At 69.5% G+C, this 23,429-nt stretch carries 24 protein-coding genes; 12 read left to right on the top strand and 12 right to left on the bottom strand.

Annotated elements, in window-relative coordinates:
• Positions 1–161 precede the first annotated feature (161 nt).
• The 8 genes from BM004_RS34900 (at position 162) to BM004_RS34935 (ending at position 7,195) form a co-directional block, all read left to right on the top strand.
• On the top strand, positions 162–1,487 hold the full coding sequence (locus BM004_RS34900; protein ID WP_371271190.1) for an MFS transporter: 1,326 nt from the start codon (positions 162–164) through the stop codon (positions 1,485–1,487).
• A 21-nt stretch (positions 1,488–1,508) separates the two neighbouring features.
• On the top strand, positions 1,509–2,237 hold the full coding sequence (locus tag BM004_RS34905; RefSeq protein ID WP_093220520.1) for a maleate cis-trans isomerase family protein: 729 nt from the start codon (positions 1,509–1,511) through the stop codon (positions 2,235–2,237).
• A gap of 68 nt (positions 2,238–2,305) precedes the next feature.
• The gene (hydA, locus tag BM004_RS34910) at positions 2,306–3,733 is read left to right on the top strand and encodes a dihydropyrimidinase (protein WP_093220524.1); all 1,428 of its coding nucleotides are present in this window, start codon (positions 2,306–2,308) and stop codon (positions 3,731–3,733) included.
• A 44-nt stretch (positions 3,734–3,777) separates the two neighbouring features.
• The gene (locus tag BM004_RS34915; RefSeq protein ID WP_093220527.1) at positions 3,778–4,539 is read left to right on the top strand and encodes an aspartate/glutamate racemase family protein; all 762 of its coding nucleotides are present in this window, start codon (positions 3,778–3,780) and stop codon (positions 4,537–4,539) included.
• A 57-nt stretch (positions 4,540–4,596) separates the two neighbouring features.
• Positions 4,597–5,349, top strand: coding sequence for a GntR family transcriptional regulator (locus tag BM004_RS34920; protein ID WP_093220529.1), 753 nt, complete (start codon positions 4,597–4,599; stop codon positions 5,347–5,349).
• A 67-nt stretch (positions 5,350–5,416) separates the two neighbouring features.
• The gene (locus BM004_RS41010; protein WP_256220189.1) at positions 5,417–5,671 is read left to right on the top strand and encodes a helix-turn-helix domain-containing protein; all 255 of its coding nucleotides are present in this window, start codon (positions 5,417–5,419) and stop codon (positions 5,669–5,671) included.
• A 122-nt stretch (positions 5,672–5,793) separates the two neighbouring features.
• Positions 5,794–5,892 (top strand): zinc-binding dehydrogenase, encoded by a 99-nt coding sequence (locus BM004_RS34930; RefSeq protein WP_371271187.1) that lies wholly within the window; start codon positions 5,794–5,796, stop codon positions 5,890–5,892.
• A gap of 106 nt (positions 5,893–5,998) precedes the next feature.
• Entirely contained in the window at positions 5,999–7,195 is a 1,197-nt protein-coding gene (locus BM004_RS34935) for an amylo-alpha-1,6-glucosidase (protein ID WP_093220532.1), read from the top strand.
• 42 nt (positions 7,196–7,237) lie between these two features.
• Here the strand turns inward: BM004_RS34935 and BM004_RS34940 are convergent, their stop codons facing one another.
• Positions 7,238–7,777: a restriction endonuclease gene (locus BM004_RS34940; protein ID WP_256220190.1), complete on the bottom strand. Its 540-nt coding sequence runs from the start codon at positions 7,775–7,777 to the stop codon at positions 7,238–7,240.
• A 189-nt stretch (positions 7,778–7,966) separates the two neighbouring features.
• On the bottom strand, positions 7,967–9,214 hold the full coding sequence (locus BM004_RS34945) for a GGDEF domain-containing protein (RefSeq protein ID WP_177206717.1): 1,248 nt from the start codon (positions 9,212–9,214) through the stop codon (positions 7,967–7,969).
• Positions 9,215–9,391: 177 nt separating this feature from the next.
• On the opposite strand from BM004_RS34945, the gene BM004_RS34950 reads away from it, so the two are divergent.
• The gene (locus BM004_RS34950; RefSeq protein WP_093220539.1) at positions 9,392–9,841 is read left to right on the top strand and encodes a DUF1801 domain-containing protein; all 450 of its coding nucleotides are present in this window, start codon (positions 9,392–9,394) and stop codon (positions 9,839–9,841) included.
• A gap of 12 nt (positions 9,842–9,853) precedes the next feature.
• Here the strand turns inward: BM004_RS34950 and BM004_RS34955 are convergent, their stop codons facing one another.
• Genes BM004_RS34955 through BM004_RS34980 form a run of 6 tightly spaced genes read right to left on the bottom strand, consistent with a single transcriptional unit; the run spans position 9,854 to position 15,346 of the window.
• Positions 9,854–10,228, bottom strand: coding sequence for an iron chaperone (locus BM004_RS34955; RefSeq protein WP_143072618.1), 375 nt, complete (start codon positions 10,226–10,228; stop codon positions 9,854–9,856).
• A 22-nt stretch (positions 10,229–10,250) separates the two neighbouring features.
• Positions 10,251–10,673 (bottom strand): hypothetical protein, encoded by a 423-nt coding sequence (locus BM004_RS34960; protein WP_177206716.1) that lies wholly within the window; start codon positions 10,671–10,673, stop codon positions 10,251–10,253.
• Positions 10,674–10,681: 8 nt separating this feature from the next.
• Positions 10,682–12,028, bottom strand: a complete 1,347-nt coding sequence (locus BM004_RS34965; protein WP_256220191.1) for an adenylosuccinate synthetase — start codon at positions 12,026–12,028, stop codon at positions 10,682–10,684.
• A 7-nt stretch (positions 12,029–12,035) separates the two neighbouring features.
• Positions 12,036–13,016 (bottom strand): hypothetical protein, encoded by a 981-nt coding sequence (locus BM004_RS34970; protein WP_093220546.1) that lies wholly within the window; start codon positions 13,014–13,016, stop codon positions 12,036–12,038.
• A 27-nt stretch (positions 13,017–13,043) separates the two neighbouring features.
• Entirely contained in the window at positions 13,044–14,021 is a 978-nt protein-coding gene (locus BM004_RS34975; protein ID WP_093220549.1) for a lipopolysaccharide kinase InaA family protein, read from the bottom strand.
• 11 nt (positions 14,022–14,032) lie between these two features.
• Entirely contained in the window at positions 14,033–15,346 is a 1,314-nt protein-coding gene (locus BM004_RS34980; protein ID WP_093220551.1) for a hemolysin family protein, read from the bottom strand.
• A gap of 23 nt (positions 15,347–15,369) precedes the next feature.
• Here BM004_RS34980 and BM004_RS34985 point away from each other — a divergent pair, with 23 nt between their 5' ends.
• Positions 15,370–16,221, top strand: coding sequence for a symmetrical bis(5'-nucleosyl)-tetraphosphatase (locus BM004_RS34985; RefSeq protein ID WP_093220554.1), 852 nt, complete (start codon positions 15,370–15,372; stop codon positions 16,219–16,221).
• Positions 16,222–16,288: 67 nt separating this feature from the next.
• On the opposite strand, the gene BM004_RS34990 is transcribed toward BM004_RS34985, so the two are convergent.
• Entirely contained in the window at positions 16,289–17,842 is a 1,554-nt protein-coding gene (locus BM004_RS34990) for a M20/M25/M40 family metallo-hydrolase (RefSeq protein ID WP_093220555.1), read from the bottom strand.
• Positions 17,843–17,976: 134 nt separating this feature from the next.
• Between BM004_RS34990 and BM004_RS34995 the strand changes: the two genes are divergently transcribed.
• A complete protein-coding gene (locus BM004_RS34995; protein WP_093220558.1) occupies positions 17,977–18,894 on the top strand; it encodes a LysR family transcriptional regulator in 918 nt (305 codons plus the stop codon).
• A gap of 16 nt (positions 18,895–18,910) precedes the next feature.
• On the opposite strand, the gene BM004_RS35000 is transcribed toward BM004_RS34995, so the two are convergent.
• Entirely contained in the window at positions 18,911–19,624 is a 714-nt protein-coding gene (locus BM004_RS35000; RefSeq protein WP_093220561.1) for a GNAT family N-acetyltransferase, read from the bottom strand.
• Positions 19,625–19,719: 95 nt separating this feature from the next.
• On the opposite strand from BM004_RS35000, the gene BM004_RS35005 reads away from it, so the two are divergent.
• The gene (locus tag BM004_RS35005) at positions 19,720–21,216 is read left to right on the top strand and encodes a MocR-like pyridoxine biosynthesis transcription factor PdxR (RefSeq protein WP_093220563.1); all 1,497 of its coding nucleotides are present in this window, start codon (positions 19,720–19,722) and stop codon (positions 21,214–21,216) included.
• Here the strand turns inward: BM004_RS35005 and BM004_RS35010 are convergent.
• Positions 21,205–22,722, bottom strand: a complete 1,518-nt coding sequence (locus BM004_RS35010; RefSeq protein WP_093220566.1) for a TIGR01777 family oxidoreductase — start codon at positions 22,720–22,722, stop codon at positions 21,205–21,207. The two genes, BM004_RS35005 and BM004_RS35010, sit on opposite strands and share 12 nt — an antisense overlap.
• Complete coding sequence (locus BM004_RS35015; protein WP_093129479.1) at positions 22,719–23,399, bottom strand: DUF4166 domain-containing protein; 681 nt, start codon at positions 23,397–23,399, stop codon at positions 22,719–22,721. The genes BM004_RS35010 and BM004_RS35015 overlap by 4 nt, the downstream gene beginning before the upstream one ends.
• Between the last annotated feature and the right edge of the window lie 30 nt (positions 23,400–23,429).

Consider the following 23,429-nt stretch of genomic DNA (forward strand, 5'->3'; position numbering starts at 1 on the left):
AACATAGTTGTTGACGTTAATTTCGACAAAGCCTAAATTCCGCCGCACAGCCTCGGTGGCGCACTGGTTCGAACCAGCCCGGCCCGCGACTGCAAAGTTCGCCAGCGTGCCGGGTCCTCCTTGCACGCGGGCATCCGTGCCACTGCAAGGAGACAACCCCGATGCAAACCACCATGACGGACGGCGCCAAGGCGACCGCCGCAGCACCAGACGACGCGCTCCAGCCCACCAAGGTGCGCTGGAAGATCTTCCTGATGATGTTGTTCCTGATCTCGATCAACTACATCGACCGGGCCTCGCTCTCGGTGGCCATGCCGCTGATCGCCAAGGAGTTCAACATCGGCCCCGCCGTGCAGGGCCTGCTGCTGAGTTCGTTCTTCTGGACCTACGCGCTGATGCAGATCCCCGGTGGCATGCTGGCCGACCGCTACGGCCCGCGCGTCGTGATTGCCGCCGCCACCGTGGGCTGGGGCTTCTTCCAGGCCATTGCAGCCGTCTGCACAGGCTGGCTTCCCTTGCTGCTGACCCGACTGGGCCTGGGCGCGGCCGAGGCGCCGATCTACCCCGCGGGCGGCAAGCTCAACGGCATCTGGATGACCCAGACCGAGCGCGGGCGCGGCGCCACCTTGCTCGACGGCGGCGCCCCCCTGGGCGCGGCGCTGGGGGCGATCCTGATTTCGGCGTTGATCGCCGTGCTCGGCTCCTGGCGCATGGCCTTCGTCATTGCCGGCGTGGGCACCGTGGTGGCGGGCTACTTTGCATGGCGCTACATCCGCAACCATCCGCGCCAGCATCCCGGCGTGAACGAGGCCGAAGCACGCTACATCGAGGCCAGCCACGCCGCCGACGCCGCCAAGGAACCGGCCCATGCGAGCGGCCGCGTGCTCGACTTCTTCCGCTATCGCTCCGTGTGGGGCATGTTCTTCGGCTGGATGTGCTTCAACGCGCTGTTCTACGGCCTGCTCACCTGGATGCCCAACTACCTGTCGAAGGTGCACGGCTTCGACATCAAGCAGATGGGCGGCGCGGTGTTCATCATGTTCTTCTCGGGCTTCGTCGGCGAGATGTTCGGTGGCTGGCTGGCCGACAAATGGCAGGCCGCCGGCGCGTCGCAGAGCAAGGTGCTGCGCACGCTGTTCGGCATCTCGTCGATCATCGCCACCGTGGCCATCTTCATGGTGACGCAGATCAAGGACCCGATCGCCGTGGTCGTGCTGCTGTCGGTGACGCTGTTCTTCCTGCGCTGGTGCGGCCTGTTCTGGTGCGTGCCGTCGATCCTCGGCACGCGCGCCCGGGTCGGCTTTCTGGGCGGCACCATGAACCTCGGCGGCAACGTGGCGGGCATCGGCGTGCCGATCGTGGTCGGCCTGATCGTGCAGGCGACCGGCTCGTACTTCATGGCGCTGATGCTGTTCACGGCGGCCGGTGCCGGCCTGTTCATCTGCTCGACGATGCTGATCGACTACAGCAAGAAGCTGCCGGTCTGAACAGGCGCCACTGCGACAACCATGACCCCACGAAAACTCATCGGCGTGCTGACGCCCTCCTCCAACACCGCGCTCGAACCGCTGACCAGCGCCATGGTCGCGGGCGTGCCCGGCGTCTCGGCGCATTTCTCGCGCTTCACCGTCACCGAGATCTCGATGCGCGACGCGTCGCTGAACCAGTTCGACGACAGCAAGATCCTCGAGGCCGCACGGCTGCTGGCCGACGCGCGGGTCGACACGATCTGCTGGAGCGGCACCTCGGCGAGCTGGCTCGGCTTCGAGAAGGACAGGGCGCTGTGCGCGCGCATCACCGAGGCGACCGGCATCCCGGCCACCACCTCGGTGCTGGCGCTCAACGAACTGCTGGCCGCGCAGGGCGCCCGCACGCTGGGCCTGGTGTCGCCATATGTCGAGGACGTGCAACGGCGCATCGTCGGCAACTACGCGGGCATCGGCATTGACTGCGTGGCCGAGCGCCACCTCGACCTGACGGTGAACTTCGCGTTCAGCGAAGTCGAGCCCGACACGCTGCGCCGCATGCTGCGCGAGGTGGCGCAGCAGCGCCCCGACGCGATCACCATCATGTGCACCAACCTGCACGGCGCGCAACTGGTCGAGGAGATGGAGCGCGAGCTCGGCATCCCGATCTACGACTCGGTGGCCACCGTGGTGTGGCGCGCGCTGAAGACGGCCGGCGTGGATCCGCGCGCCGTCAGGGGCTGGGGCCGCCTCTTCGACGCGCAAGCCTGAGCGCCTGCAACACGGCCAGCCAGATAGACAGACAGTTCGACAGACAGACAAAGAAGCAGAGAAAGACCATGACCTTCCGCGACCTCGACCTCGTGGTGCGCAATGCCCGCGTTGCCACCGCCAGCGACACCTTCGACTCGGACATCGGCATCCGCGATGGCCGCATCGTGCAACTCGGCCTCGACCTGCCGCCCGGACGGCAGGAGATCAACGCCGCCGGCCGCTACGTGACGCCCGGCGGCGTCGACGCGCATTGCCATCTCGACCAGCCGATGGAGCCGCCCGTGCGCATGGCCGACGACTTCGACACCGGCACCCGCGCCGCGGCCTGCGGCGGCACGACCACGGTGATTGCGTTCGCCGCGCAGCACAAGGGCCAGTCGTTGCGCGCCGCGGTGCAGGACTACCACCGGCGCGCCGAGGGCCGCGCCCATGTCGACCACGCCTTTCACCTGATCGTCAGCGACCCGACCGAAGACGTGCTGAAGCACGAGTTGCCGCAGCTGATCGCCGAGGGCTACACCTCCTTCAAGATCTACATGACCTACGACGACCTGAAGCTGGACGACGGCCAGATCCTCGACGTGCTGTCGGTGGCCAGGGCGCACGGCGCGATGGCCATGATCCACGCCGAGAACGCCGACTGCATCGAATGGCTGACCAGGCGGCTGGAAGCCAACGGGCGCACCGCGCCACGCTTTCACGCGCATGCGCGGCCGATGCTGGTGGAGCGCGAGGCGACCCACCGCGCGATCGCGCTGTCGGAGCTGGTCGACGTGCCGATCATGATCGTGCACGTGTCCGGGCGCGAAGCCGTCGAGCAGATCCGGTGGGCGCGCGCGCACGGCCTGAGCGTGTTCGCCGAAACCTGTCCGCAGTACCTCTTTCTCACGGCCGAAGACCTGGGCATCGACGACAGCTACCAGGGTGCGCGCTGCGTGTGCAGCCCGCCGCCGCGCAACCGCGAGAACCAGCAGGTGATCTGGAACGGCCTGTCCGACGGGCTGTTCACGATCTTCTCGTCGGACCACGCGCCGTTTCGCTACGACGCGCCCGAGGGCAAGAAGCCCGGCGGCGAGGAGGTGGCGTTCCGCCACATCCCGAACGGCATTCCCGGCATCGAGACGCGGCTGCCGCTGCTGTTCTCGCACGGCGTGCTCGACGGGCGCATCACGATCAACCGCTTCGTCGAGCTGACGTCCACCAACCCGGCCAAGGCCTACGGGCTGCATCCGCGCAAGGGCACGATCGCGGTCGGCGCCGATGCGGACCTCGTGGTCTGGGGCACCACGCCGCGCCCGATCCGCAACGCCGACCTGCACCACGCCGTGGACTACACGCCCTACGAGGGCATCGAGGTCAAGGCCTGGCCGGCGCTGACGCTGGCGCGCGGCGAAGTCGTGTGGGACGGCGAGCGCTTCCACCCGCGCGCCGGACGTGGAGAATTCCTGCGGCGGGCCGAGCCCACCCTGCTGCCGGCCCGCCGACCCGCCTGAACCGCCTGAACCGCACGACCGAGCACACGCCTGGAGACAACGCCATGAACCTGCTGCTGATCAACCCCAACACCTCGCAAAGCGTCTCGGACCTGATCGCGGCCGAAGCCCGGCGCGCGGCCGCGAGCGACACGCGCATCGAGGTCCTGACCGCGCCCTTCGGCGTCGCCTACATCGAGACCCGCTTCGAGTCGCTGATCGGCGCCTACGCCGCGGCCACGCTCGCGGCAGAGCATCACGCGCGGCACGACGCCATCGTGGTCGCGGCCTTCGGCGACCCCGGCATCGACGGCCTGCGCGAGGCACTCGACATTCCCGTGGTCGGCCTGACCGAGGCCGCGCTGATGAGCGCGTGCCTGCTAGGCAAGCGCTTCTCGATCATCGCGATCTCGCGCCGCATCACGGCGTGGTACCGCGAATGCGTGCAAGCCAACGGCCTGGTCGACCGGCTGGCGAGCATTCGCAGCCTCGACGGTCCGCTCAAGGACATCGGGCACGTGCAGGACGACCACGGCCAGCGCCTCGAAGCGCTGTGCATGTCGGCCATCGAGGACGATGGCGCGGACGTGATCATCATCGCCGGCGCCCCGCTGGCGGGCCTCGCGCGGTCGATCAAGGACCGGATCCCGGTGCCGGTGGTCGACGGGGTGTCGAGTGCCGTGTGCCATGCGCAGACGCTCGTATCGCTGGCACCCGCGCCGGCGCGCCTCGGCAGTTTCGCGCCGCCGCCCATCAAGCCGAACCAGGGGTTGCCCGAGGCCCTCGCGCGCCTGCTGGCGCGCGACACCGCCCGCGTCCGGGGCTGAGGCCGCAGGCCCGTGACGCCCTGCGCTGCGGAGGGTGCGCCGATAGAATCGGCCCCAATGTCCACCAGAGCCCCAGCCCGCAAGACCGGCGCGACCAAAGCGACCCAAGCAAGCAGCGCGACCCGCACGGCCAGTGCCACCGCTCCCCTCGAACACAGCGTCGACGAGATCGCCGAGAAGATCTCGTCCGCCATCCTCGAGCACCGGCTCGCGCCCGGCACGAAGCTGGGCGAAGACAGGCTGGCCGCGATCTTCGCCACCAGCCGCGCCAGGGTGCGCGAAGTGCTGGCCCGGCTGGCGCACGAGCAGATCGTCGAGCTGGTCCCGCAGCGCGGCGCCTTCGTCGCGAAGCCCACCGTCGAGCAGGCGCAGGACGTGTTCGAGGCGCGCCGCCTGATCGAGCCGGGCGTGCTGCGCCGGCTCATCCGCACGCTCGACGAGACCAAGCGGGAGCGCCTGCGCCAGCACATCGCGCTCGAGGGCGAGGCACGGCAGCGCGACGACAAACGCGCCATCGTGCGGCTGTCGGGCGAGTTCCATGTGCTGCTGGCCGAGCTTGCGGGCAACTCGGCACTGGCACGCTCGATGCGCGAGCTGTCGGCGCTGACCTGCCTGATCATCTCGCTGTACGACGCGCCCACCGCCACCAGCTGCCGCGCGGACGAGCACGAGGAAATCGTCGCCGCCGTGAACCGCGGCGACGCGCAGCGCGCCGAGAAGCTGATGCTGCATCACCTCGACCACATCGAGCAGAGCCTGAAGCTGGACGAAAGCGCCGAAGAGGTCGACCTCGAAAGCGTGTTCAGCTGAAGCCGGCGCTTCGAGCGCATGGCGATGCGCATCCGGACTGCGTCGCCGTGCGGCACGCGTGCGTCGCGTGGCAAGCGAGCGTTCAGCGCGATCGCATCTGCGTGAAAAACGGTCCGGTAACAGAGAGCGGCAGCACGCCCGCGCGCGCTTCGTCGAGCAGACCCGCGTGGCCGCCGCCGCGCAGCTGCTGAAGCAGACACAGTGGACGCAATGGACCCAGGACCAGGTGGCGAGCCGCAGCGGCTTCGGCTCGGTGGACGCGATGCGGCGCGCGTTCTCGCGGCTGCATGGCATGACGCCGCAGGCACACCGCGCGCGCTGAACAGGCTCGGTCGTCGAACGCGCGCAGCATCGCCTTGCGCAACCAGCTCCGCGCCGGGTCCTTGTCAGTCCCGCGCGCCAGGCCATCTGCAACGGCCAGGTCGGGCTCTCGGCGCGCTGCAGGTGCGCATCGACCGCACCTTCGCGCTCGACGACGTCGTGCAGGCGCACCGGTACCTGGAGCGCGCGGGCCACGCCGGCAAGGTGGTGCTTACCGTGTAACGCGTCAGGCTGGTGGTCGGTCCGGTGGTCGGTCTGACAATCTGATACCTGATGTGCCGAAGGGAAAATCCCCCCATGGCATTTCCGGCGCGACGATAGACGACCCATGAAGAACCTTGACGCTCCACTTGACGCCCCCGCCCTCGCGCTGATCGACACCTGCACGCAGGCCTCGCTCGAACTGCTCGAAAGCAACCTCACGCCGCACGGCATCCTTGCGGCCAGCCGCACCGAGGCGGCCGTGGCGCGGCGCTACACCCGCATCTTCGGGCGCGACGCCGCCATCTGCGTGATGGCCATGTGCGGCAGCGGCGTGCCCGCGCTGGAGCAAGGCGCCGTGGCCAGCCTCGACGCGCTCGCGGCGCAGCAGGCGGCCAACGGGCAGATCCCGAAGTACGTCGACCCCGAAGGCCAGGACGCCGACTTCTGGTATCTCGGTTGCATCGATGCGACGCTGTGGTGGCTGATTGCGGTCGACCATGTGCGCCGCCACGGCAAGGTCGGCGCCGCGCACTGGCATGAAGAAGTCGCGCGCGCCATTCAATGGCTGCATGCGCAGGAGCACCAGCACTTCCGCCTGCTGCAGCAGAACGAGGCCAGCGACTGGGCCGACATCATGCCGCGCTCGGGCTACGTGCTGTACACCAACGCGCTGTGGTTCGACGTGAAGCGCCGCTTCGCGCTCGACCATGCCGAAGACACGCAGCACCACTTCAACCACCTGTTCAACCCCTTCCAGCGCGACCTGCCGGAGTACCACCGCGCGCGCCTGCTGCGGCACTACGCGCGGCGCGGCCGGCGCGACCCGGGGCTGTACCTGAGCTTCGTCAACCTCGCGGTGGTGGGCGACGAGGGCGACGTGTTCGGCAACGTGCTGGCCATACAGAGCGGCCTGGCCGACCCGGCCATGGCGCACCGCATCGTGCAGACCGTCAACGAGGCGCGCGCGTGCGAGCCCTACCCGGTGCGCGTGGTGCTGCACCCGCTGTCGCAGCAGCATCCGCTGTGGCGCGCGTACATGGGACGGCACCAGCAGAACATCGTGCACCAGTACCACAACGGCGGCATCTGGCCCTTCGTCGGCGGGTTCTGGGTGATGGCGCTGGCGAAGCTCGGCCTGCATGCGCAGGCATGGCCGGAGCTGGTGCAACTCGCCCAGTCGAATGCACAGGACGACTGGCGGTTCACGGAGTGGTTCCACGGGCGCACGCTGGCGCCGATGGGGATGGCCGGGCAGAGTTGGAACGCGGCGACGTTCCTGCTGGCGCGGCGGGCGTTGGAGGGGGATGGGGTGGCTTGGTGAGACGCGAGGCCACGCTGCCTTCGCCTCTGTTCCCTCGCACGCTCAGCGCTTGCCCGCCATCTGCATCTTGTTCATGCAACGCAGCTTGCCAAAGTTGCTGCAACCCCAGAACGGCGTGCCGCCGTCTTTCGGCGTTCGCTCCACCATCTTCACGCCGCACTTGACACAGGTCGGACGCCAGTAGTCACCCTCGTATGCCACCGCAAGAAGCGAGGCCTGCTGCTCGGGCGTTCGCCTGGAGATCAGTTGCAGCAGGCCGTGGCGGTCCTGTGCGTTGATGCCGTTGCTCTTTGCAAATGTCGCCGCGTCGGACGTGAACGTCGAGCTCGTGGCGAATGTGCCGTACTGAAGATCGTGCGACTTGAGGACGCCGAAGAACTCGCGCATCTGCTGCACGCCGACGGGCTTGCTGCGCCAATGCTTGCACTGGACGATCATCGGCTTCGGGCTGTTGGCCGAGTAGAGCCAGATGTCGATGCCGCCGTCCGCCCCGTGCGACTGGCTCTCGGTGCGCACGCCCGCCTGGGCGAACAGCGCCTCGCAAAGTGCCTCGAAGCGGCGCCATTCGATGTCGTCGAACACCTGGGGCGACCACCCTGCCTGGGGCTGCGGCCTTGCATCGCCACCCTCGATTGCCTTTGTCTTCGCAGGCTCTTCGTTCTGCGGCTCAGCCGCGCTCCTCCGCCAAAACCCAGCCATGTCGTGCCTCCTGGGACACGAATGTAACGCGATGTGGCTGAAGTGCGAAGGTCCGCCGCATGGCGGCCCATCTCAGGCGAGCACGGCAACGCCTTCGGGGGCGGTTGCCTCCTGTTCTTCCCGCCACACCACCACGCGATTGCGCCCTTGCCGCTTCGCCTCGTAGAGCGCCTGGTCCGCGCGCATGTAGAGCAGCTCGGGCGAGAGCATGGGCGCCGCCGAGGCGCGATGGCGTTGCTTGAGGGGCGTTGCATCACGCCCGCCCGGCGTGAACATGGCCAGGCCGAGGGACACGGTCAGCGCGAAGACCTTGTCGTCCGGCAGCTGCACCGGGTTGGCGGCCACCTCGTGGCAAAGATGATGGGCCACGTTGAGCGCACCGGCCAGGTCGGTGTTCGGCAGCAGCACCGCGAACTCCTCGCCGCCGAGCCGGGCGAACACATCGGCCGACCGCAGCCGCGCCTGCACGCGCTTTGAGAACGCCTGCAGCACCAGGTCGCCGCAACGGTGGCCGTGCAGGTCGTTGACGCGCTTGAAGTGGTCCAGGTCGAGCAGCAGCAGCGCCAGCGGCTGCGCGCCGCGCTGGCTGCGCGCCACCTCGTGATCGCACAGCGGGTCGAAGCTGCGCCGGTTCAGGCAGCCCGTCAGTGCGTCGTGGCTGGCCAGGAACTCCATGCTCTTCGCCGTGCGCTCCAGGCTGGCCATCACGAAGCCCACGCCACTGCCCAGCAGCGCAAGAAAGGCCAGCAGCACGACGATGCCCTGCCCGAGGCTGGACTGGAAAAAGGTCGTGTACTGGTCGGGCACCAGGCCGGCCTGCACCGCGCGCAGCGCATGCGCGAGGCTCAGCATCAGCATGGTCAATGCCACGGCGCGCATGGTGCTTTCCGCATGCCAGGCATGGCGAAATACATGCAGCGCCGGCAAGCCGGCCATCAGCATCAGCACCGCCGAGAAGATCATCGAACGGGTGCTCATGGGCCAGGCCAGCAACACCGGCGTGGCCAGGACGCCGGCGACCACCAGCCCCGTCAACCACGCAGGCACCGGCCCCTTGCCCACGAACAGGTAGACCGCCTGGTTGAAGTACAGCATGCCGCACAGCACCAGCGGATTGCCCACCAGGACGGCCAGCCATTCAGGCAGGAACAACCGCGACAACAGGGCCGACATGCCCGCCAGGAGGAACACACAGCCCTTGGTCCAGAGCGCCAGCGCGCGATCGTCCACCAGGCGACGGCGCACGAGCACCAGTTGCCATGCGAACAACAGATAGCCCAGGCCCAGCGGCAGCATGAGCGAAGGGACGTCGAGTTGCATGGGCGGTGTCGAGGGAGGCGAAAGGAGCCGCATTCTAGGCACGCCCTTCGGGCGCTTTTGCGGCGGCGTCCGTCGCGCCGCCCTCGTTCGGCTCGTCTTGCGACCCGGTCGGCGTGCGCCTTAACATCGCCCCGAAGTCCTGCATGACCATCCTCCGGAACCTCAAGGATCGACCCCATGAAAAAAACAGACGCGACAGATTCGAGCGCCGCTCAGCCGGCGTCGGAACTCATCACTGAAAAAATCGCCACGCTCGGCGACTGGCGCGGCCCGGTGCTGGCCAGGATGCGCAAGCTCATCAAGGAAGCAGACCCCGGCGTGGTCGAGGAATGGAAGTGGATGGGCACGCCGGTCTGGTCGCACGACGGAATCATCTGCACCGGCGAGTCGTACAAGAGCGCCGTGAAGCTCACCTTCGCCAAGGGCGCCTCGCTGGCAGACCCGGGCAAGCTCTTCAATGCGAGCCTGGACGGCAACATGCGCCGCGCGATCGACATCCATGAGGGCGAGGAAGTCGACGCGACGATCTTCAAGGCGCTGATCCGCGAGGCGATCGCGCACAACAGCGCGAGCAAGGCGAAGGCCCCGAAGGCCTCTAAGACAGCGAAGCCGAAAGCGAAAGCCTGAGGGCCGCGAGAGCTACCAGAAGGCGTCGTCTTCACGCGCGCGCACGGCCTGCACGCGCTGCTCGGCGATCTGGCGGATCAGCGCTTCCGGCAAGGGCGCGCTGTAGGGAATCTGGAGCATGCCCTTGGTGGTCTTGTGCTTCTCCAGCGCCTTGCGGAACGGGTCCAGCCCGTCTTCGGTCGGCGTGAAGTTCAGATGCGCCTTGTGCGCGGAGAAGGCGAACAGGAACCGCGGCTCGACGAAGAACGGGGTTCCCCACTTGATGGCCTCCTCGGCCTCGGGTGCGACGCTCTTCAGGAGCGCGTACAGCCGGCGCAAGTGCGGCTGGCCCGCGGGCGGGGCCGCATCGATGTAGTCGGCGATCGTTGCGGGGCGCTGGCTGGCCATCTCGTTCACCTCCTGGGCAGGTTCAGAGATGGGGCCAGACCTGGACCAGCCCCACCAGATGCACCGCGCCGAACCCCAGGCAGATCAGCGAACTCCACACCCAGAAAGCCGTGAGCCGGCGACGCTCGAACACGAAGAGCGCCAACGCCACGAGCCCGCGCAGCAGGTACACGGCCGTGATGGCGGGCAGCACCCACGCCAGCAGCGGCAGCGGTTGCAGCACGCCGGCGCCCGACAGCGCATAGGCTGCCCACACGCCCAGCACGCAGGCAATCAGCAGCGTGACGATCGGCGGGTACAGGTGCCCGGCCGCAGCGCCCGAGGCCATGCGTTCACCGGCGCCGAAGAAGCGGTACCACGCGGGGCCACCGAAGATGATGCAGAGGTGCAGCAGCGCCGCGACGGCGCTGAGCGCGGCGCCGATGATCAAGGGAATGTTAGGCACGAGGTCTTTCAGGAGCGCTCGAAGGGCTGCAGCGCGCGCACCGTGTCGCGGGTCGGGCCGAAGGCGCCGTAGCGCACGGCGAGGCCGCTCAGCGCTTCGACGCGCTCGGTCCACTCCTGCGGCGTGGCGAGGGTGCCGGGCTCGTACAGCGGCTGCGCGCCGTGGAGCTGTTGCGTCAGCGCGTGCTGGTGCGCAAGGTCAGGCGTCGGGCTCAGGGGCAGCGAGGCCATGCGCGAACCATCGGCGGCGCGGTAGCCCGCGCACCAGCGCAAGCCCACACCTTCGACAGCATCGAGATGGCTCGCGACCAGCCCGTCGAGCGCGCCGACCGCATCGAGCGCATAGCGCAGCAGCACCGCATCGGGATGCCCGCGCCGGAACACGCCCTGCCAGCCTTCGTCCGCGTTGTGCGGCTCGGGCAGGCGCGCGTCGAGTGCGCGGTCGTGCGTGGGCAAGGGGCCAGAACCGTGTCGCGTGAGGTAGCTGCGCAGCACGCCCAGGTGCTGCACGCGCGCACCGATGCCCACGTCGCGCAGCACGGCCTGGACTGCCGCAGTCGAAATCGTGCTCCACGTGGTGTGCGGATGAAAGCCGCGCCACTCGTCGAGCAGCACGCCCTGCGCGCCTTCGAACACCACGGTGCCGGCTTGGCTCAGGCGCTCGGCGATGCGGTCCGCGCTCGCGGGCGGCGACTGCGCCAGGCACGGCGCGACCGCCGCGAGCCAGCGAGCGGGCAGCGTGTCGTCGCGCAGCACCGCCAGTTCCTGCGCGGCATCCGCATGCATGGGCGTCGTGCCCGCGAACTCGCGCAGCAATGCGGTGCGCGAAGCTTCGAGTTTTTCGAACGCGCGCGCGGGGTACGGCAAGTCGCCGTAGTGCAAGGCCTCATCGGGCGCGGCGATCGCGTGCCGCACGGTCTCGCCCACACCCACGCCGCAGCTGCCGTGCGCCCCCCGCCCGCGCGCCCATTCGCGCAGCCGGCCCGCGGCCTGATGGAACGGCGTGGTCACGCGGCAGCGCGCGTCGACCCGCAGGCGCGAGAAGGCGTCTTCGACACCCGCGCGGCGCAACGCCGTCTCTTCGACAAGCAAGGCCGTGGGGTGCACCACCACCGGGCTCGCGAGCACAGTGCCCACGCCCGCATGAAAACTGCCGGCGCCGAATTGCGAGAAGGTGTGGTGCCGCCCGCCGGGCAGCACCACGTTGTGCCCGGCCTGCGCGCCGCCGTTGAAGCGCACCACGGAGTGGGCCTGCAGCGCGCCGCACAGGTGATCGGTGAAGAGCCCCTTGCCACAGTCACCGAAGCCCAGGCCCAGCAGCGAGACATACCGCGTGGCAGCGGCCGTGGTGCTCACCCGGCCATCAGCCGAACAGGCGCTTCCACCACGACGAGCGCGGGTTCGCGGCCGCGGTGGCCACCGCCGGCGGCGCGCGGCGCGATGCGCTCGGGTCGAGCAGCGCGGCATAGGCGTCCAGCGCGTGCAGCACGCCGCCCACGCGCTCCTTGGCCATGCCGGTGCCGCTCATCACGCCGGCCAGCGCCTCGAGGCTGGGCACGGCTTTCTCGGTGAGGGCGACGATGCCGGCGGCCACGGCGCAGGCGTCGTCGGGCGAGTCCATGCAGATGACGTGATCGCCCAGCAGCTCGCGCCAGCGGCCTTCGCAACGGCGGCGGCGCTGGGCGTCGGGAATCAGGAAGAACAGGTTGGTCGTTTCGGCCGCGGCGGCGATGACCTCTTCGATCGGAATGTCCTCGTCGAGCTTCTCGCCGATGAGGCCTTCGATCTGGTGGCGCGAGACGGCGGGGTACGGCAGCTCGTCGCCGGTGACGAACAGGTAGCCGCGCTTCTTGCGCTTGACCCAGCAGTCCATGTCGGTGTGCTGCGCCATCACGTAGAAGGCCAGCTCGTAGCTCTCTTCGCCGGAGCCGCCGCCGCCGCCCTCGAGGTAGCTCCAGGTGAGCCACTGGTCCATGAGGTTGGCGGTCGACTCGAACTGGCCGACCTGCAGCGGCGCGCCGTCGGAGTTGGCGTCGCCGATGGCCATGAACATGAGCTGCGGGTCCGGCACGCCGCAGTCGGTCAGCAGCTTCATGAAGTTGGGCAGTTCGCGGCGCGCCAGGGTCTGCGGAATGTCGCCCATCGAACCCGTGACGTCGAGCGCGAAGACGATACCCAGCGCGTTCGGATGGTCGGCGTTGTCGCGCGACTCGCGCACCTTGAGCCCGTGCGGGTTCATCAGCGGGTGCGTGGAACGTTGCGTGAAGACCTCGGCGCCCGGCTTGGCGGCGCGGTCGGCAATCAGCGCCGTGTGAGCGGCATGCGAGTAGTTTCCGTAGCCCATGAATTTCCTCCTTGGTGACTGTTGTGTTCAGGTGCCGGCGCGCGGCGCGGGGTCGAAGTGCACGAACTTCGACGGCCCGAAGGCTTCGCGCGACGCGGCGGACAGCGCCTGCTCGATGCCCTGCGCGCCCAGGCGCTCGCAGGCGGCAGCGTCTTCGCTGCACTGGCGCAGCAAGGCCGCGAGCGGCGCGGGGGTGTGCGCGCCAACGCCGGGCTCGCCGGCAGAAGCACCGTGCAACACGGCGCGCACGGTCCAGGCGGCCTGCATCAGGTCGCGTGCCACGGCGGCGGCGTGCGCCGAGCCGGCGGCATGCTGCGCGCGCGACCAGCCGATGAGCAGCACGCCGTGGTCGCGCGGATGCACGAGCGCATGCGCGGGCGACAGGTCGCGGTGCGTCCAGCCGGCACCGTGCACGAAGGCCAGCACCTCGAGCATGCGGCGCCACAGCCACACGGCGTGGCGCGGGTCGATGCCTTGGGCGTTGGCCTGCTGCACGTCCTGCAGGCTGCCCCAGAAGCCGGTCGGGTGGCGCAGCACCAGCGCCTGGCGGGCGCCGTCGCCCAGGCCTTCGGCCACGCCGGTGCCCAGCGGCTGCGGCAGCCGGCGCGTGAAGTAGGCCGCGCCCGAAATCGACAGCGCTTGCAGGGCCTGCAACACGGCGGCCTCGCGCAGCAGCACGCTGTTGGCGGCCGAGTCCCGCGCCAGCTTCAGCGTGACGCGTTCAGGCAGCGCGCCCAGCCGTTCGGCCAGCATGACGTCGCTGTGCTCGCCCGCGGCCAGCGGTGCCAGCACGCGGTAGCGCGCGCCGCGCCAGGTCAGGATGCGCCCGCCCGGCACGTCGGCATTGGCCCGGCGCAGCGCGGCGCGAAAGCTCTCGCGCTCGACGGTTTCGGTGCCGCGCACGATGGTGGCGCCGCAGTAGCTGCAGTTGACGGTGCGCCAGCGCGCGGCGCGCGGCAGCGGCGCGGAGCATTGGGGGCAGCTGAGTGCGAGCAGCGACAGCATCAGCCCGCGCCCTAGTCGCTCTTCAGCGGCGCCGCCGGATCGGGCGAGGCCAGCACGCGGTCGATGCGCCGGCCTTCCAGCGCGACGATCTCGAAGCACCAGCCGGCGCAGTCGATCTGCTCGCCCACCTCGGGCAGGTGGCCGGACACCGACATCAGCAGGCCGGCCACGGTGTTGTAGCGGCCGCGCTCTTCATCGGGCAGCTCGCGGATGCCCAGGCGCGCGCGCAGTTCCGACACGGGCATGAGCCCGTCGAGCTCCCACACGCCGTCGGGCCGCTCGCGGGCCCAGGCGTCGGTCTGCATGCCGGGCTGCAGCTCGCCGGTGATGGCTTCGAGCAGGTCGCGCGGGGTCATGAGGCCCTGCACCACGCCGTATTCGTCGACCACGAACACCAGGCGGCCGGCGCGCTCGCGGAACTGCTCGAGCAGCTCCATGCCGGTGAGCGTCTCGGGCACGAACACGGCGGGCGTGGCTTCCTGGCCCAGCACGCCGGCATGCGCCGAACCCAGGCGCAGCAGCTGCGCCACGCTGACCACGCCGACCACGTCGTCGAGCGAGTTGCGGCACACCGGGTACCAGGAATGCACCAGGTTGAGCGCGGCCGCGTCGGCCACCTTCTGCAGCGCCTGCGGCACGGTGAACGAGGCGTCGAGCCATTCGATGTCGGCGCGCGGAATCATCAGCGACGACAGGCGCCTGTCATCAAGGTGAAACACATTGCGCACCATCTGGTGCTCGTGATGCTCGATGACGCCGGCGTCCACGCCTTCTTCGAGGCTGGCCGAGATTTCTTCTTCCGTGACGTGGCGCGCCGCGTTGGCGTCGATGCGCAGCAGCTTCAGCATGGTGGCCGTGGCGCCCGCCAGCAGCCACACGAAGGGCTTGGCGCCCTTGGCCAGCGCGCGCATGGGGCGCGACACCCAGCGCGCCACCGGCTCGGGGTAGAGCTGGCCGATGCGCTTGGGCACCAGCTCGCCGAAGATGATGGTGAAGAAGGTGATGCAGGTGACCACGCAGGCGGTCGAGACGATGCTGGCGGTGCCGGCGCCCATGCCCACCGACTCCATCCACACCGCCAGCGGCGCGGCGAAGGCGGCCTCGCCGACGATGCCGCTCAGCATGCCGATCGAGGTGATACCGATCTGCACCGTCGAGAGGAATTGCGTGGGCGACTCCATCAGCTTCAGCGCGGCCACCGCGCCGGTGTCTCCCGTTTCGGCCAAGGCCGCGAGACGTGCGCGCCGGCTGGTGGAAAGGGCCATTTCGGACATTGCGAACACTGCGTTGAGCGTGGTCAGCAAGGCCAGGAGGAAGACATCCATGAACTGAGGGAGAGAATGAGGGAATGTCACTTTACTTGATTGGCGACCTGCAAGGCAGCGACGCCCCCCTTGGCCGGCTGCTGCAGAAGATCGATTTCTCGCCCAGCCGCGACACCATCGTGCTGCTCGGCGACCTGGTGAACCGGGGCCCCGATTCGCTCGCCGTGCTGCGCCGCGTGCAGGGCTACGGCGCCTCGGCGCTGAGCCTTTTGGGCAACCACGACCTGCACCTGCTGGGCGTGGCGCACGGCGCGCGCAAGGCCGGGCGCAAGGACACGCTGGCCGAACTGCTGGCCGCGCCCGACAGCGAAACGCTGCTCGACTGGGTGCGCCAGCAGCACATGGCGCTGCACATGCGCATCGGCACCGGCGACCTGCTGATGGTGCACGCGGGCGTGCTGCCGCAATGGACGGTGAGCGACACGCTGGTGCTGGCGTCCGAAGTCGAGTCGGTGCTGCGCGGCCCGGCGCTGGGCGAGTTCCTGATGTCGATGTACGGCAACGAGCCCGCGCAGTGGCAGGACACGCTGGCGGGCAGCGCCCGCCTGCGGGCCATCGTCAACGCGCTGACGCGGCTGCGCTTCTGCAGCGCCGACGGCGTGATGGAGTTCGAGGCCAAGGACAGCGCCGCCACCGCGCCCGAGGGCTACATGCCCTGGTTCGACGTGCCGGGGCGCAAGACGGCCAAGGCCACGATCGCCTTCGGCCACTGGTCGACGCTGGGCTGGCTCTCGCGGCCCGACCTGCTCTCGACCGACACCGGCTGCGTGTGGGGCGGCTGCCTGAGCGCGGTGCGCATCGGCGCGACGCTGGACGAGCGCGAGCTGATCCAGGTCGCGTGCGAACAATCGCAAAAGCCGGGCAAGCCTGCCTGAAGAAGGCGGCTTGCACCGGCTTGCACCGGTGCACCGGGGCACAGGCGCTCGACGGTAAAGGCCGTCGTCAGAACGGCTGCGTCATCAGCCCGTACACGGTGCGCACGCCGCTCACGTAGTTGCCCATGCGCAGGTTCTCGTTGGCCGCGTGCTGGTTGTTGTCGGCGTTCACCAGCGGAATGATCGCGAAGGGCACCGGCAGCACGCGCACGATCTCGGCCGTGGGCACCGTGCCGCCCATCATGCGGATGCGCACCGGCTCGGGCTGGGTGCCGAAGGTGCCGGTCAGCGCCTTGTAGGCCCACTGCCCCACGGGCGAGTTGATCTGCGAGCCCGCCGCGTCGCCGCCCTCGCTCTGGTAGGAGAAGCTGGCGATCTTGTCGTAGCGGCTGCGGTCTTCGTCGGTCGGCTCGCCCTTCACCAGGTGGTAGCCCTGGCGCTCGATGTGCTTCTGGATCTGCTGGCCGAGCCAGGCGGCGTTGGAGTCGGGGGTGGTGCGCAGGTCGAGCTCGGCCACGGCCTTGTCGGGCACGATGTTGGCCACCTTGTCGCCCACCGCCGCCGCGGCCATGCCGCGCACGTTCAGCGAGGGGTACTGCATCGCCTCCTGGTAGTTGGCGCCGACCTTGTCGGTCTGCGAGATGCCCAGGCGGCGCTTGAGCGCGGCCTCGTCGTCGGGCACGGCGGCCATGATCTTGCGGTCGGCCTCGGCGATCTTCACGTGGTCGTAGTAGCCGGGCACGGTCACGCGGCCCTGGTCGTTCTTCATGGAGGCCAGCAGGCTGGCCAGGCGCTGCGCCGGGTTGGGCGCGTAGTTGCCGTAGTGCCCGCTGTGCAGCGGCACCTTGGCGCCGTAGACCGTGAGCCGGGCCTCGGCCGCGCCGCGGTTGCCGAACACCAGGGTGGGCCGGTTGGTGGCGTGCATGGGGCCGTCGTGGATCACGATGGCGTCGGTGCGCAGCAGGTCGCGGTGCGCCTGCATCACCTTGCTGATCGACGGCGAGCCTTTTTCTTCCTCGCTGTCGAGGATCACCTTCACGTTCACCGCCGGCTGGGCGCCCCCGGCCTTCAGCGCGTCGATGGCCGCGAGCATCATCATGATCGGGCCCTTGTCGTCGGCCGACGCACGGCCGAACACGCGCCATTCGGGGTCGAGCGGGCCGCTGAAGAGCGGCGCCGAATCGATCTCCTCCCAGCTGCCATTGGCCGCCTTGCGCTTGAGCACGGGCGTCCACGGGCTCTTCTGCGCCCATTGCGCCGGAATCACGGGCTGGCCGTCGAGGTGCATGTAGAACAGCACCGTCTTGCGCGCCGGGTCGCTGCCCGGGTACTCGGCGTAGAGCATGGGCTTGCCGTCGTTGGGCAGTTGCTGCGTGGTGAAGCCGCGCTTGCGGAAGGCCTGCTCCAGCCACTCGACGTTCTTGCGGATGTCCTCCGGAGAAATGGCGTCGTTGGGCAGGGACAGCAGCTCGAAGTACTCGCGGAAGCTGCCCTGCGCGTGCCGTTCGGCATCGGCCGTGGAGAGTTCGGCCGCGCCAGCAACTCCGGCGCCTACGGCGGCGAGCAGGGCAACGGGGAGCAGTGCGAGCAGGCGGCGCGGGGTTCGGGGCTGGAAGGGCATGGGATGGAAGTCCGGTTTATGACAGTTCCGTGGCAGTCTAGGCAAACCCGTGCTTTTGAACAATTGCTGATTTTTCCGGATATCTTTGCGTTTTTTGCAACGCAGTCCGTACCCCAACGCCCGAGCCCATCGCCATGTCATCGCATCGCCTGCAGGAAACCTCGCTGCGCTACTTTCTCGAAGTCGTCCGCAGCGGCTCGCTCACCGAAGCCGCCGCGCGCCTGAACGTCAGTGCCTCGGCCATCAGCCGGCAGGTGGCCATGCTCGAGGAGCTGCTGGGCGTGCCGCTGTTCGAGCGCCGGCCGCGCGGCATGGTGCCCAGCGCGGCCGGGGAACTGCTGGCCGCGCACGCCCGGCGCGGTGCGCTGGAGGCCGAGCGCGTGGTGTCGGACATCCAGGGGCTGCAGGGGTTGCGGCGCGGGCACGTGCGCATCGCCTGCTCGTCGGGCTTCGCGAACGAGTTCCTGCCGCAGGCCATCGTCGCGTTCCGCACGCTGCACCCGGGCATCCAGTTCGACCTGCAGGCCTGCGACCCCACGGACGTCACCAACGCCGTGCTGCTCGGCGATGCCGACATCGGCCTGACCTACAGCCGCGCCGCGGTGCAGGGCGTGCGCGTGGCGCACCGGCAGCGCGCCTCGGTGTTCGCGGTGATGCGGCCCGACCATGCGCTGGCGAAGTTGCGCAGCGTGACGCTGGCGCAGATGCTGCCGTTTCCCATCGGCCTGCCGGGCCCCGACACCACGGTGCGCCAGCTGTTCGACGTGGCCTGCAGCAACCGCGGCCTGGTGTTCGAGCCGGTGCTGGTGAGCAACCGGTTCGAGGCGCTGGCCAACTTCGTGCTGCTCGGCGGCGGGCTCGCGATTGCGGGCGAGATTTCGGTGCGCGAACGGGTGCGGCGCGGCGAGCTGCATGCCGCGGAGATCCGCGAGCGCGGCATGCGCGAACGCTCGGTCGAGCTGCAGACGCTGGCCGGGCGCACCCTGCCCGAGGTGGTGCGGGCCTTTCTCGACTTCCTGTGCGAGGCGCTGCCCGCGCCTGCCGCGCAGTAGCGACGCCGCTTCGGTCTCAGGACGGCAGCCGGAACTTGTCGAGCGACATGCGCTGGCGGCCCTGCGCGTCGAAGTTCGCGGGCGACAGCCAGCGCTCGAAGGCGGTGCGCAGCGCGGGCCATTCGGCCGCAACGATCGAGAACCACGCCGTGTCGCGGGTGCGCCCCTTGTAGACCACCGCCTGCCTGAACAGGCCTTCGTACTGGAAGCCCAGCCGCCGCGCCGCCTGCTTCGACGGTTCGTTGAAGTTGTCGCACTTCCACTCATAGCGGCGGTAGCCCAGTTCGTCGAAGGCGAACTTCATCAACAGGTACTGCGCCTCGGTGGACATCGGCGTCTGCTTGAGCAACGGCGAGAAGTTGACGCTGCCGACCTCGATCACGCCGTGCGTCGGATCGATGCGCATCAGCGCGAGCGTGCCGACGGCGCGGCCGCTGGACCTGTCGATGACCGCGAAGTGCATCGGATCGGTGCTGCGCGCGGCGCGCTCGGCATGCGCACGGGTGCCGTCGAGGTCGGCTGGCCGCTCGGTGCCCAGGTAGGTCCAGTCGCGCCCGTCGGGTGCCTGCGCATAGGCGGCGTGCAGGTCGTCGGCATGCCGCGCCGCGTCGAGCGGCTCGAGCGTGCAGAAGTGGCCCTCGACGGCCCTGCGCGGCGGCAGGACGCGGGGCGTCCAACCGGGAACGTCGGGGCCGATGGACTGGCCGAATTCATTGAGGCGGAGTGTCATGGAGGTCTTTTTTGCAAAGGCTGGAACGGCAAGGCCGGAGGACGTAAAGTACCCGCAACGTGGCTCCAATGAAAGCGCCACGACTCGACAATTTCATGGTGCCACGCCTCGACCTTTCCCCCACTGCCCTGCTCGAATCCCCGCTCGACAGGAACCGCGACGCGGGCTCGATGCAGCGCCAGCTCCACGACCGGCTCAAGCGCGCCATCCTCGACGGCAGCCTCGCGCCGGGCAGCCGCCTGCCGGGCTCGCGCGCGCTCGCCGAGGCGCTCGGCATCTCGCGCAACACCGTCGCCGCCACCTACGAGCACCTGGCGGCCGAAGGCTACGTGCAGCCCGACCGCCAGGGCACGCGCGTGACCGCGCTGTCGTCGCCGGCGCCGGCCAAGCGCACGGCCAGGCCCCCCGGCACGCCGGCCACCGCGCAGCGTCTCGCGAAGATCAGGCCACTCGCGTCGCGCGCCGAGACGGACGCGGCGCTGCGCCCCGGTGTGCCCGCCCTCTCGCATTTTCCGTTCGCCGCATGGCGCGGTGCGCTCGACCGCGCCATCCGCGGCGCGGGCCCGGCCGCGCTGGGCTACGGCGACCCGCTGGGCGAGCCGCGGTTGCGCGCGGCCATCGCCGGCCACCTGTCGGTGGCGCGCGGGGTACGCTGCGAGCCCGGCCAGGTCGTCATCGCCGAGGGCGCGCAGGAGGCCATCTCGCTGTGCGTGCGCCTGCTGTCGAACCCCGGCGACACCGGCTGGGTCGAAGACCCGGGCTACCGCGGCGTGAAGGCCGCCATGCACGCGGGCGACATGCGCATCGTGCCCGTGCGCGTCGATGCCGAAGGGCTGTGCGCCAGCGCGGCCGACTGGCAGAAACACCCGCCCCGGCTGGTCTACGCCACGCCCTCGCACCAGTACCCGGTGGGCGCGGTGCTGAGCATCGCGCGCCGGCTCGACCTGATCGCGCAGGCGCGCAAACACGGCGCATGGATCATCGAGGACGACTACGACAGCGAGTTCCGCCACACCGGCGAACCCATCGGCGCGATGCAGGGGCTGGTGAGCGACGCGCCCGTGCTCTACGTGGGCATTTTCAGCAAGACGATGTTTCCCTCGCTGCGGCTGGGTTTCCTGGTGCTGCCCCGGCAACTGGTTCCGGCCGTGCAGGCGCCGCTCGAGGAGATGCTGCGCGGCGGCCACCGCTACGAACAGCTGGCCATGGCCGACTTCATCGAGAGCGGCCAGTTCAGCCGCCACCTGGGCCGCATGCGCCGCCTGTACCGCGACCGCCAGCAGGCGCTGCGCCTCGCGCTGCACAAGCACCTGAAGGTGCCGCACGAAATCGACGGCGGCTACTGCGGCCTGCACCTGACCGTGCGGCTTCCCGCGCGCTTCGACGACTGGAAGATCGCGGCCGAAGCGCTGCGCCATCGCATCGCGCCGTCGCCGCTCTCGGGGTTTGCGATGCAGCCGACGGAAAGGGACAACGGGCTGGTGCTGGGGTATGGGAACACGGCGGCGGAGTTGTTCGAGCCGCTGGTGAAGCGCTTGTCGCAGCTGGCGCGCGCGGCGCAGCACGGCACGCCGCCTGCATCAGCGCATTGACGGCCGGCCAGCACCGGCGTTTGCCGATGGCTCGTGCGGCAATGCATCGCGGCTTCGTGCCAGGTCTGCCAGCGCCTCGTCGAGCCCCGCGTGGCGAAAGGCGTAGCCGGCCGCGAGTGCGGCGCGCGGCACGGCGTTCTGCCCGTCCAGCAGCAGGGTCGACATCTCGCCGGCCAGCATGCGCAGCGGCGCGTCAAGCATGCGCAGCCGCACGCGCCGGCCGAACGAAGCCGCCACTGCCTGTGCGAACCGCGCCTGTGGCGGCGTGTCTGGCGCAACGGCGTTGACCGGGCCGTCCAGGCTGCCATGCGCCATTGCGAAGCGCAGCATTCCAACGGCGTCGTCCAGGTGAATCCAGGGTGCCGGCTGGCGCCCGGAGCCAAGCACGGCACCGAGCCCCAGGCGCGCGCTGAGCGCAAGCATCGGATAGGCACCATCGCCGCGGCCGAGCACCACGCCGAAACGCATCCGCACAACGCGCACGCCCAGGGCCTCGGCGCGACGTGCCTCGTGCTCGATCGCACAGCAAAGATCCGACTGGAATTCGCCCGGCCGGGCCGGACTCGCCTCGTCGCGCGGCTCGAACGAAGCCTGCGGCGACGCGCCGTAGAAGCCCACCGCCGACGCGCTCACGAGCACGCGCGGCGCCTGCTGCAGTCGCCGCATGAGGTCCACCACCGCCGTGGTCACCGCTACACGGCTGGCGAGCAGGTCGCGCCGGCGCCGGCCCGTCCATGGCATGCCCAGCACGCGGGCGCCGGCCAGGTTGACGATGGCGTCGATGCGCGTCTCCGAAGGAATCGCGTCGAGGCTCTCGACCACCCAGACGCCCGGCCCGAACGTGGCGCGCGCCTGCCTCGCGTCACGCGACAGCACGATCACGCGACGTCCCTCGCGCTGCAGGTCGGCCATCAGCGCACCGCCGACGAAGCCGGTCGCACCGGTGACCAGCACCGCGGGTGCAACGATGCGCGCGTGCTGCAGCACCGTTCGCGCGCCGCTGAGCTTCGCGAGGCGATGCAGTCGCACCACGGCCAGCGCGTTGCGCACGCTCCAGGCCAGCACGCCGACCCCGTACAGAGTGAACAGCCATGAAACCCACCCGTGCGGCGTCAACGACATCGACGTGGGCATGCGCGACCAACCGGCCAGCACCGGCGCGAAGACACCGATGAACAAGCCGTAGCTGATCGTCAGCAGCGTGTGCAGCACGCGCTCGAACGGCGGCAGGCAACGCGTGCGGTCTTCTTCCAGGAAGTCGGCCAGCGTGATGAAGAGCTCGACGACCAGCAGCGCGCCCAGAAGCACGGCAAAGCCGCCGCCCCAGGCGAACCACCCCAGCCCGATGAAGACCACGCCGTAGATCGCCTCGCGCGCGGCGTGGAGCGTGAGTTCGTGGCGCGCCGCCACGCGCTGCGGCAGCTTGGCCTCGAGTTCGTGATGCCACAGGTTGTCGAAGGCACCCAGGAAAGCCTGGATCGAAAGCAGGATGAAAACGGTGGTCATGAGGCACTTTCACAAAATGGATCGATGAAGACGCCGGACTGATGGAAGGTCTCGCCCCACAGCGGGTGCGCCATCGTCAGCGTGAAACGGAAGAGGCCGTGGCCCAGGTCGGTGTGCGTCACGCGGCACACGCCGGGTGTCAGCAAGGCCGGCACGCCCACGCGAAGACGGCCCCGCATCAGATGAAAGCGGCGGCTCAGAAAGACCAGCGTGCCGTCTTCCTCGAACACATCGAGCGACATGCTCAGGCCGCCGTCGGTGCGCTCCAGCAAGCCGCCATCGGTGCCGATTTCCTTGGTCGAACGAACGACGCGCTCACCGCCCCCCGCGCAACGATGGAAGCGCCGCTCCCAGACGACGCCGCCGTGGCCATTGGCGTACACGCGCACGCTGGTCGCGACCGATTGCTCGTTCGCACGGGTCAGGGGCCCGCCGAAAAGGCCCGCAAGCCAAGCGTGAAAGCGGCCGACGGGCGAGCAGCGCAAGTCCATGCGGCCGCTGTAGGTGGTGTCCGCATGAGCGACGCCGAAGCGGCGCTGCACGGCGCGCGGCAACCGGGCCCACCCGGCGGCACCCACCAACGCCGGAAGGTCCAGCGCGGGGAGGTCCGGCGGCGCGGCGCTGCGCGTGGAGGAGCGGCGCGGGCGCGAAGAAAAGAGAGACGACAGGGCAAACATGGCGGCTTGTCGGAGTGGCTGATGAACTCC

The sequence above is a fragment of the Variovorax sp. OK212 genome, from assembly GCF_900112425.1.
Lineage (GTDB): Bacteria > Pseudomonadota > Gammaproteobacteria > Burkholderiales > Burkholderiaceae_C > Variovorax.

Bases quoted from the DNA above. Each gene is read 5' to 3' on its own strand.
- BM004_RS34905 (WP_093220520.1), top strand. From the start codon at position 1,509: ATGACCCCACGAAAACTCATCGGCGTGCTGACGCCCTCCTCCAACACC.
- BM004_RS34975 (WP_093220549.1), bottom strand. From the start codon at position 14,021: ATGCTGTCGCTGCTCGCACTCAGCTGCCCCCAATGCTCCGCGCCGCTG.
- BM004_RS34955 (WP_143072618.1), bottom strand. From the start codon at position 10,228: ATGGCCAGCCAGCGCCCCGCAACGATCGCCGACTACATCGATGCGGCC.
- BM004_RS34950 (WP_093220539.1), top strand. From the start codon at position 9,392: ATGAAAAAAACAGACGCGACAGATTCGAGCGCCGCTCAGCCGGCGTCG.
- hydA (WP_093220524.1), top strand. From the start codon at position 2,306: ATGACCTTCCGCGACCTCGACCTCGTGGTGCGCAATGCCCGCGTTGCC.
- BM004_RS34995 (WP_093220558.1), top strand. From the start codon at position 17,977: ATGTCATCGCATCGCCTGCAGGAAACCTCGCTGCGCTACTTTCTCGAA.
- BM004_RS35000 (WP_093220561.1), bottom strand. From the start codon at position 19,624: ATGACACTCCGCCTCAATGAATTCGGCCAGTCCATCGGCCCCGACGTT.
- BM004_RS34970 (WP_093220546.1), bottom strand. From the start codon at position 13,016: ATGGGCTACGGAAACTACTCGCATGCCGCTCACACGGCGCTGATTGCC.
- BM004_RS34900 (WP_371271190.1), top strand. From the start codon at position 162: ATGCAAACCACCATGACGGACGGCGCCAAGGCGACCGCCGCAGCACCA.
- BM004_RS35005 (WP_093220563.1), top strand. From the start codon at position 19,720: ATGGTGCCACGCCTCGACCTTTCCCCCACTGCCCTGCTCGAATCCCCG.
- BM004_RS34980 (WP_093220551.1), bottom strand. From the start codon at position 15,346: ATGGATGTCTTCCTCCTGGCCTTGCTGACCACGCTCAACGCAGTGTTC.
- BM004_RS34935 (WP_093220532.1), top strand. From the start codon at position 5,999: ATGAAGAACCTTGACGCTCCACTTGACGCCCCCGCCCTCGCGCTGATC.
- BM004_RS34985 (WP_093220554.1), top strand. From the start codon at position 15,370: ATGTCACTTTACTTGATTGGCGACCTGCAAGGCAGCGACGCCCCCCTT.
- BM004_RS35015 (WP_093129479.1), bottom strand. From the start codon at position 23,399: ATGTTTGCCCTGTCGTCTCTCTTTTCTTCGCGCCCGCGCCGCTCCTCC.
- BM004_RS34920 (WP_093220529.1), top strand. From the start codon at position 4,597: ATGTCCACCAGAGCCCCAGCCCGCAAGACCGGCGCGACCAAAGCGACC.
- BM004_RS34915 (WP_093220527.1), top strand. From the start codon at position 3,778: ATGAACCTGCTGCTGATCAACCCCAACACCTCGCAAAGCGTCTCGGAC.
- BM004_RS34990 (WP_093220555.1), bottom strand. From the start codon at position 17,842: ATGCCCTTCCAGCCCCGAACCCCGCGCCGCCTGCTCGCACTGCTCCCC.
- BM004_RS35010 (WP_093220566.1), bottom strand. From the start codon at position 22,722: ATGACCACCGTTTTCATCCTGCTTTCGATCCAGGCTTTCCTGGGTGCC.
- BM004_RS34945 (WP_177206717.1), bottom strand. From the start codon at position 9,214: ATGCAACTCGACGTCCCTTCGCTCATGCTGCCGCTGGGCCTGGGCTAT.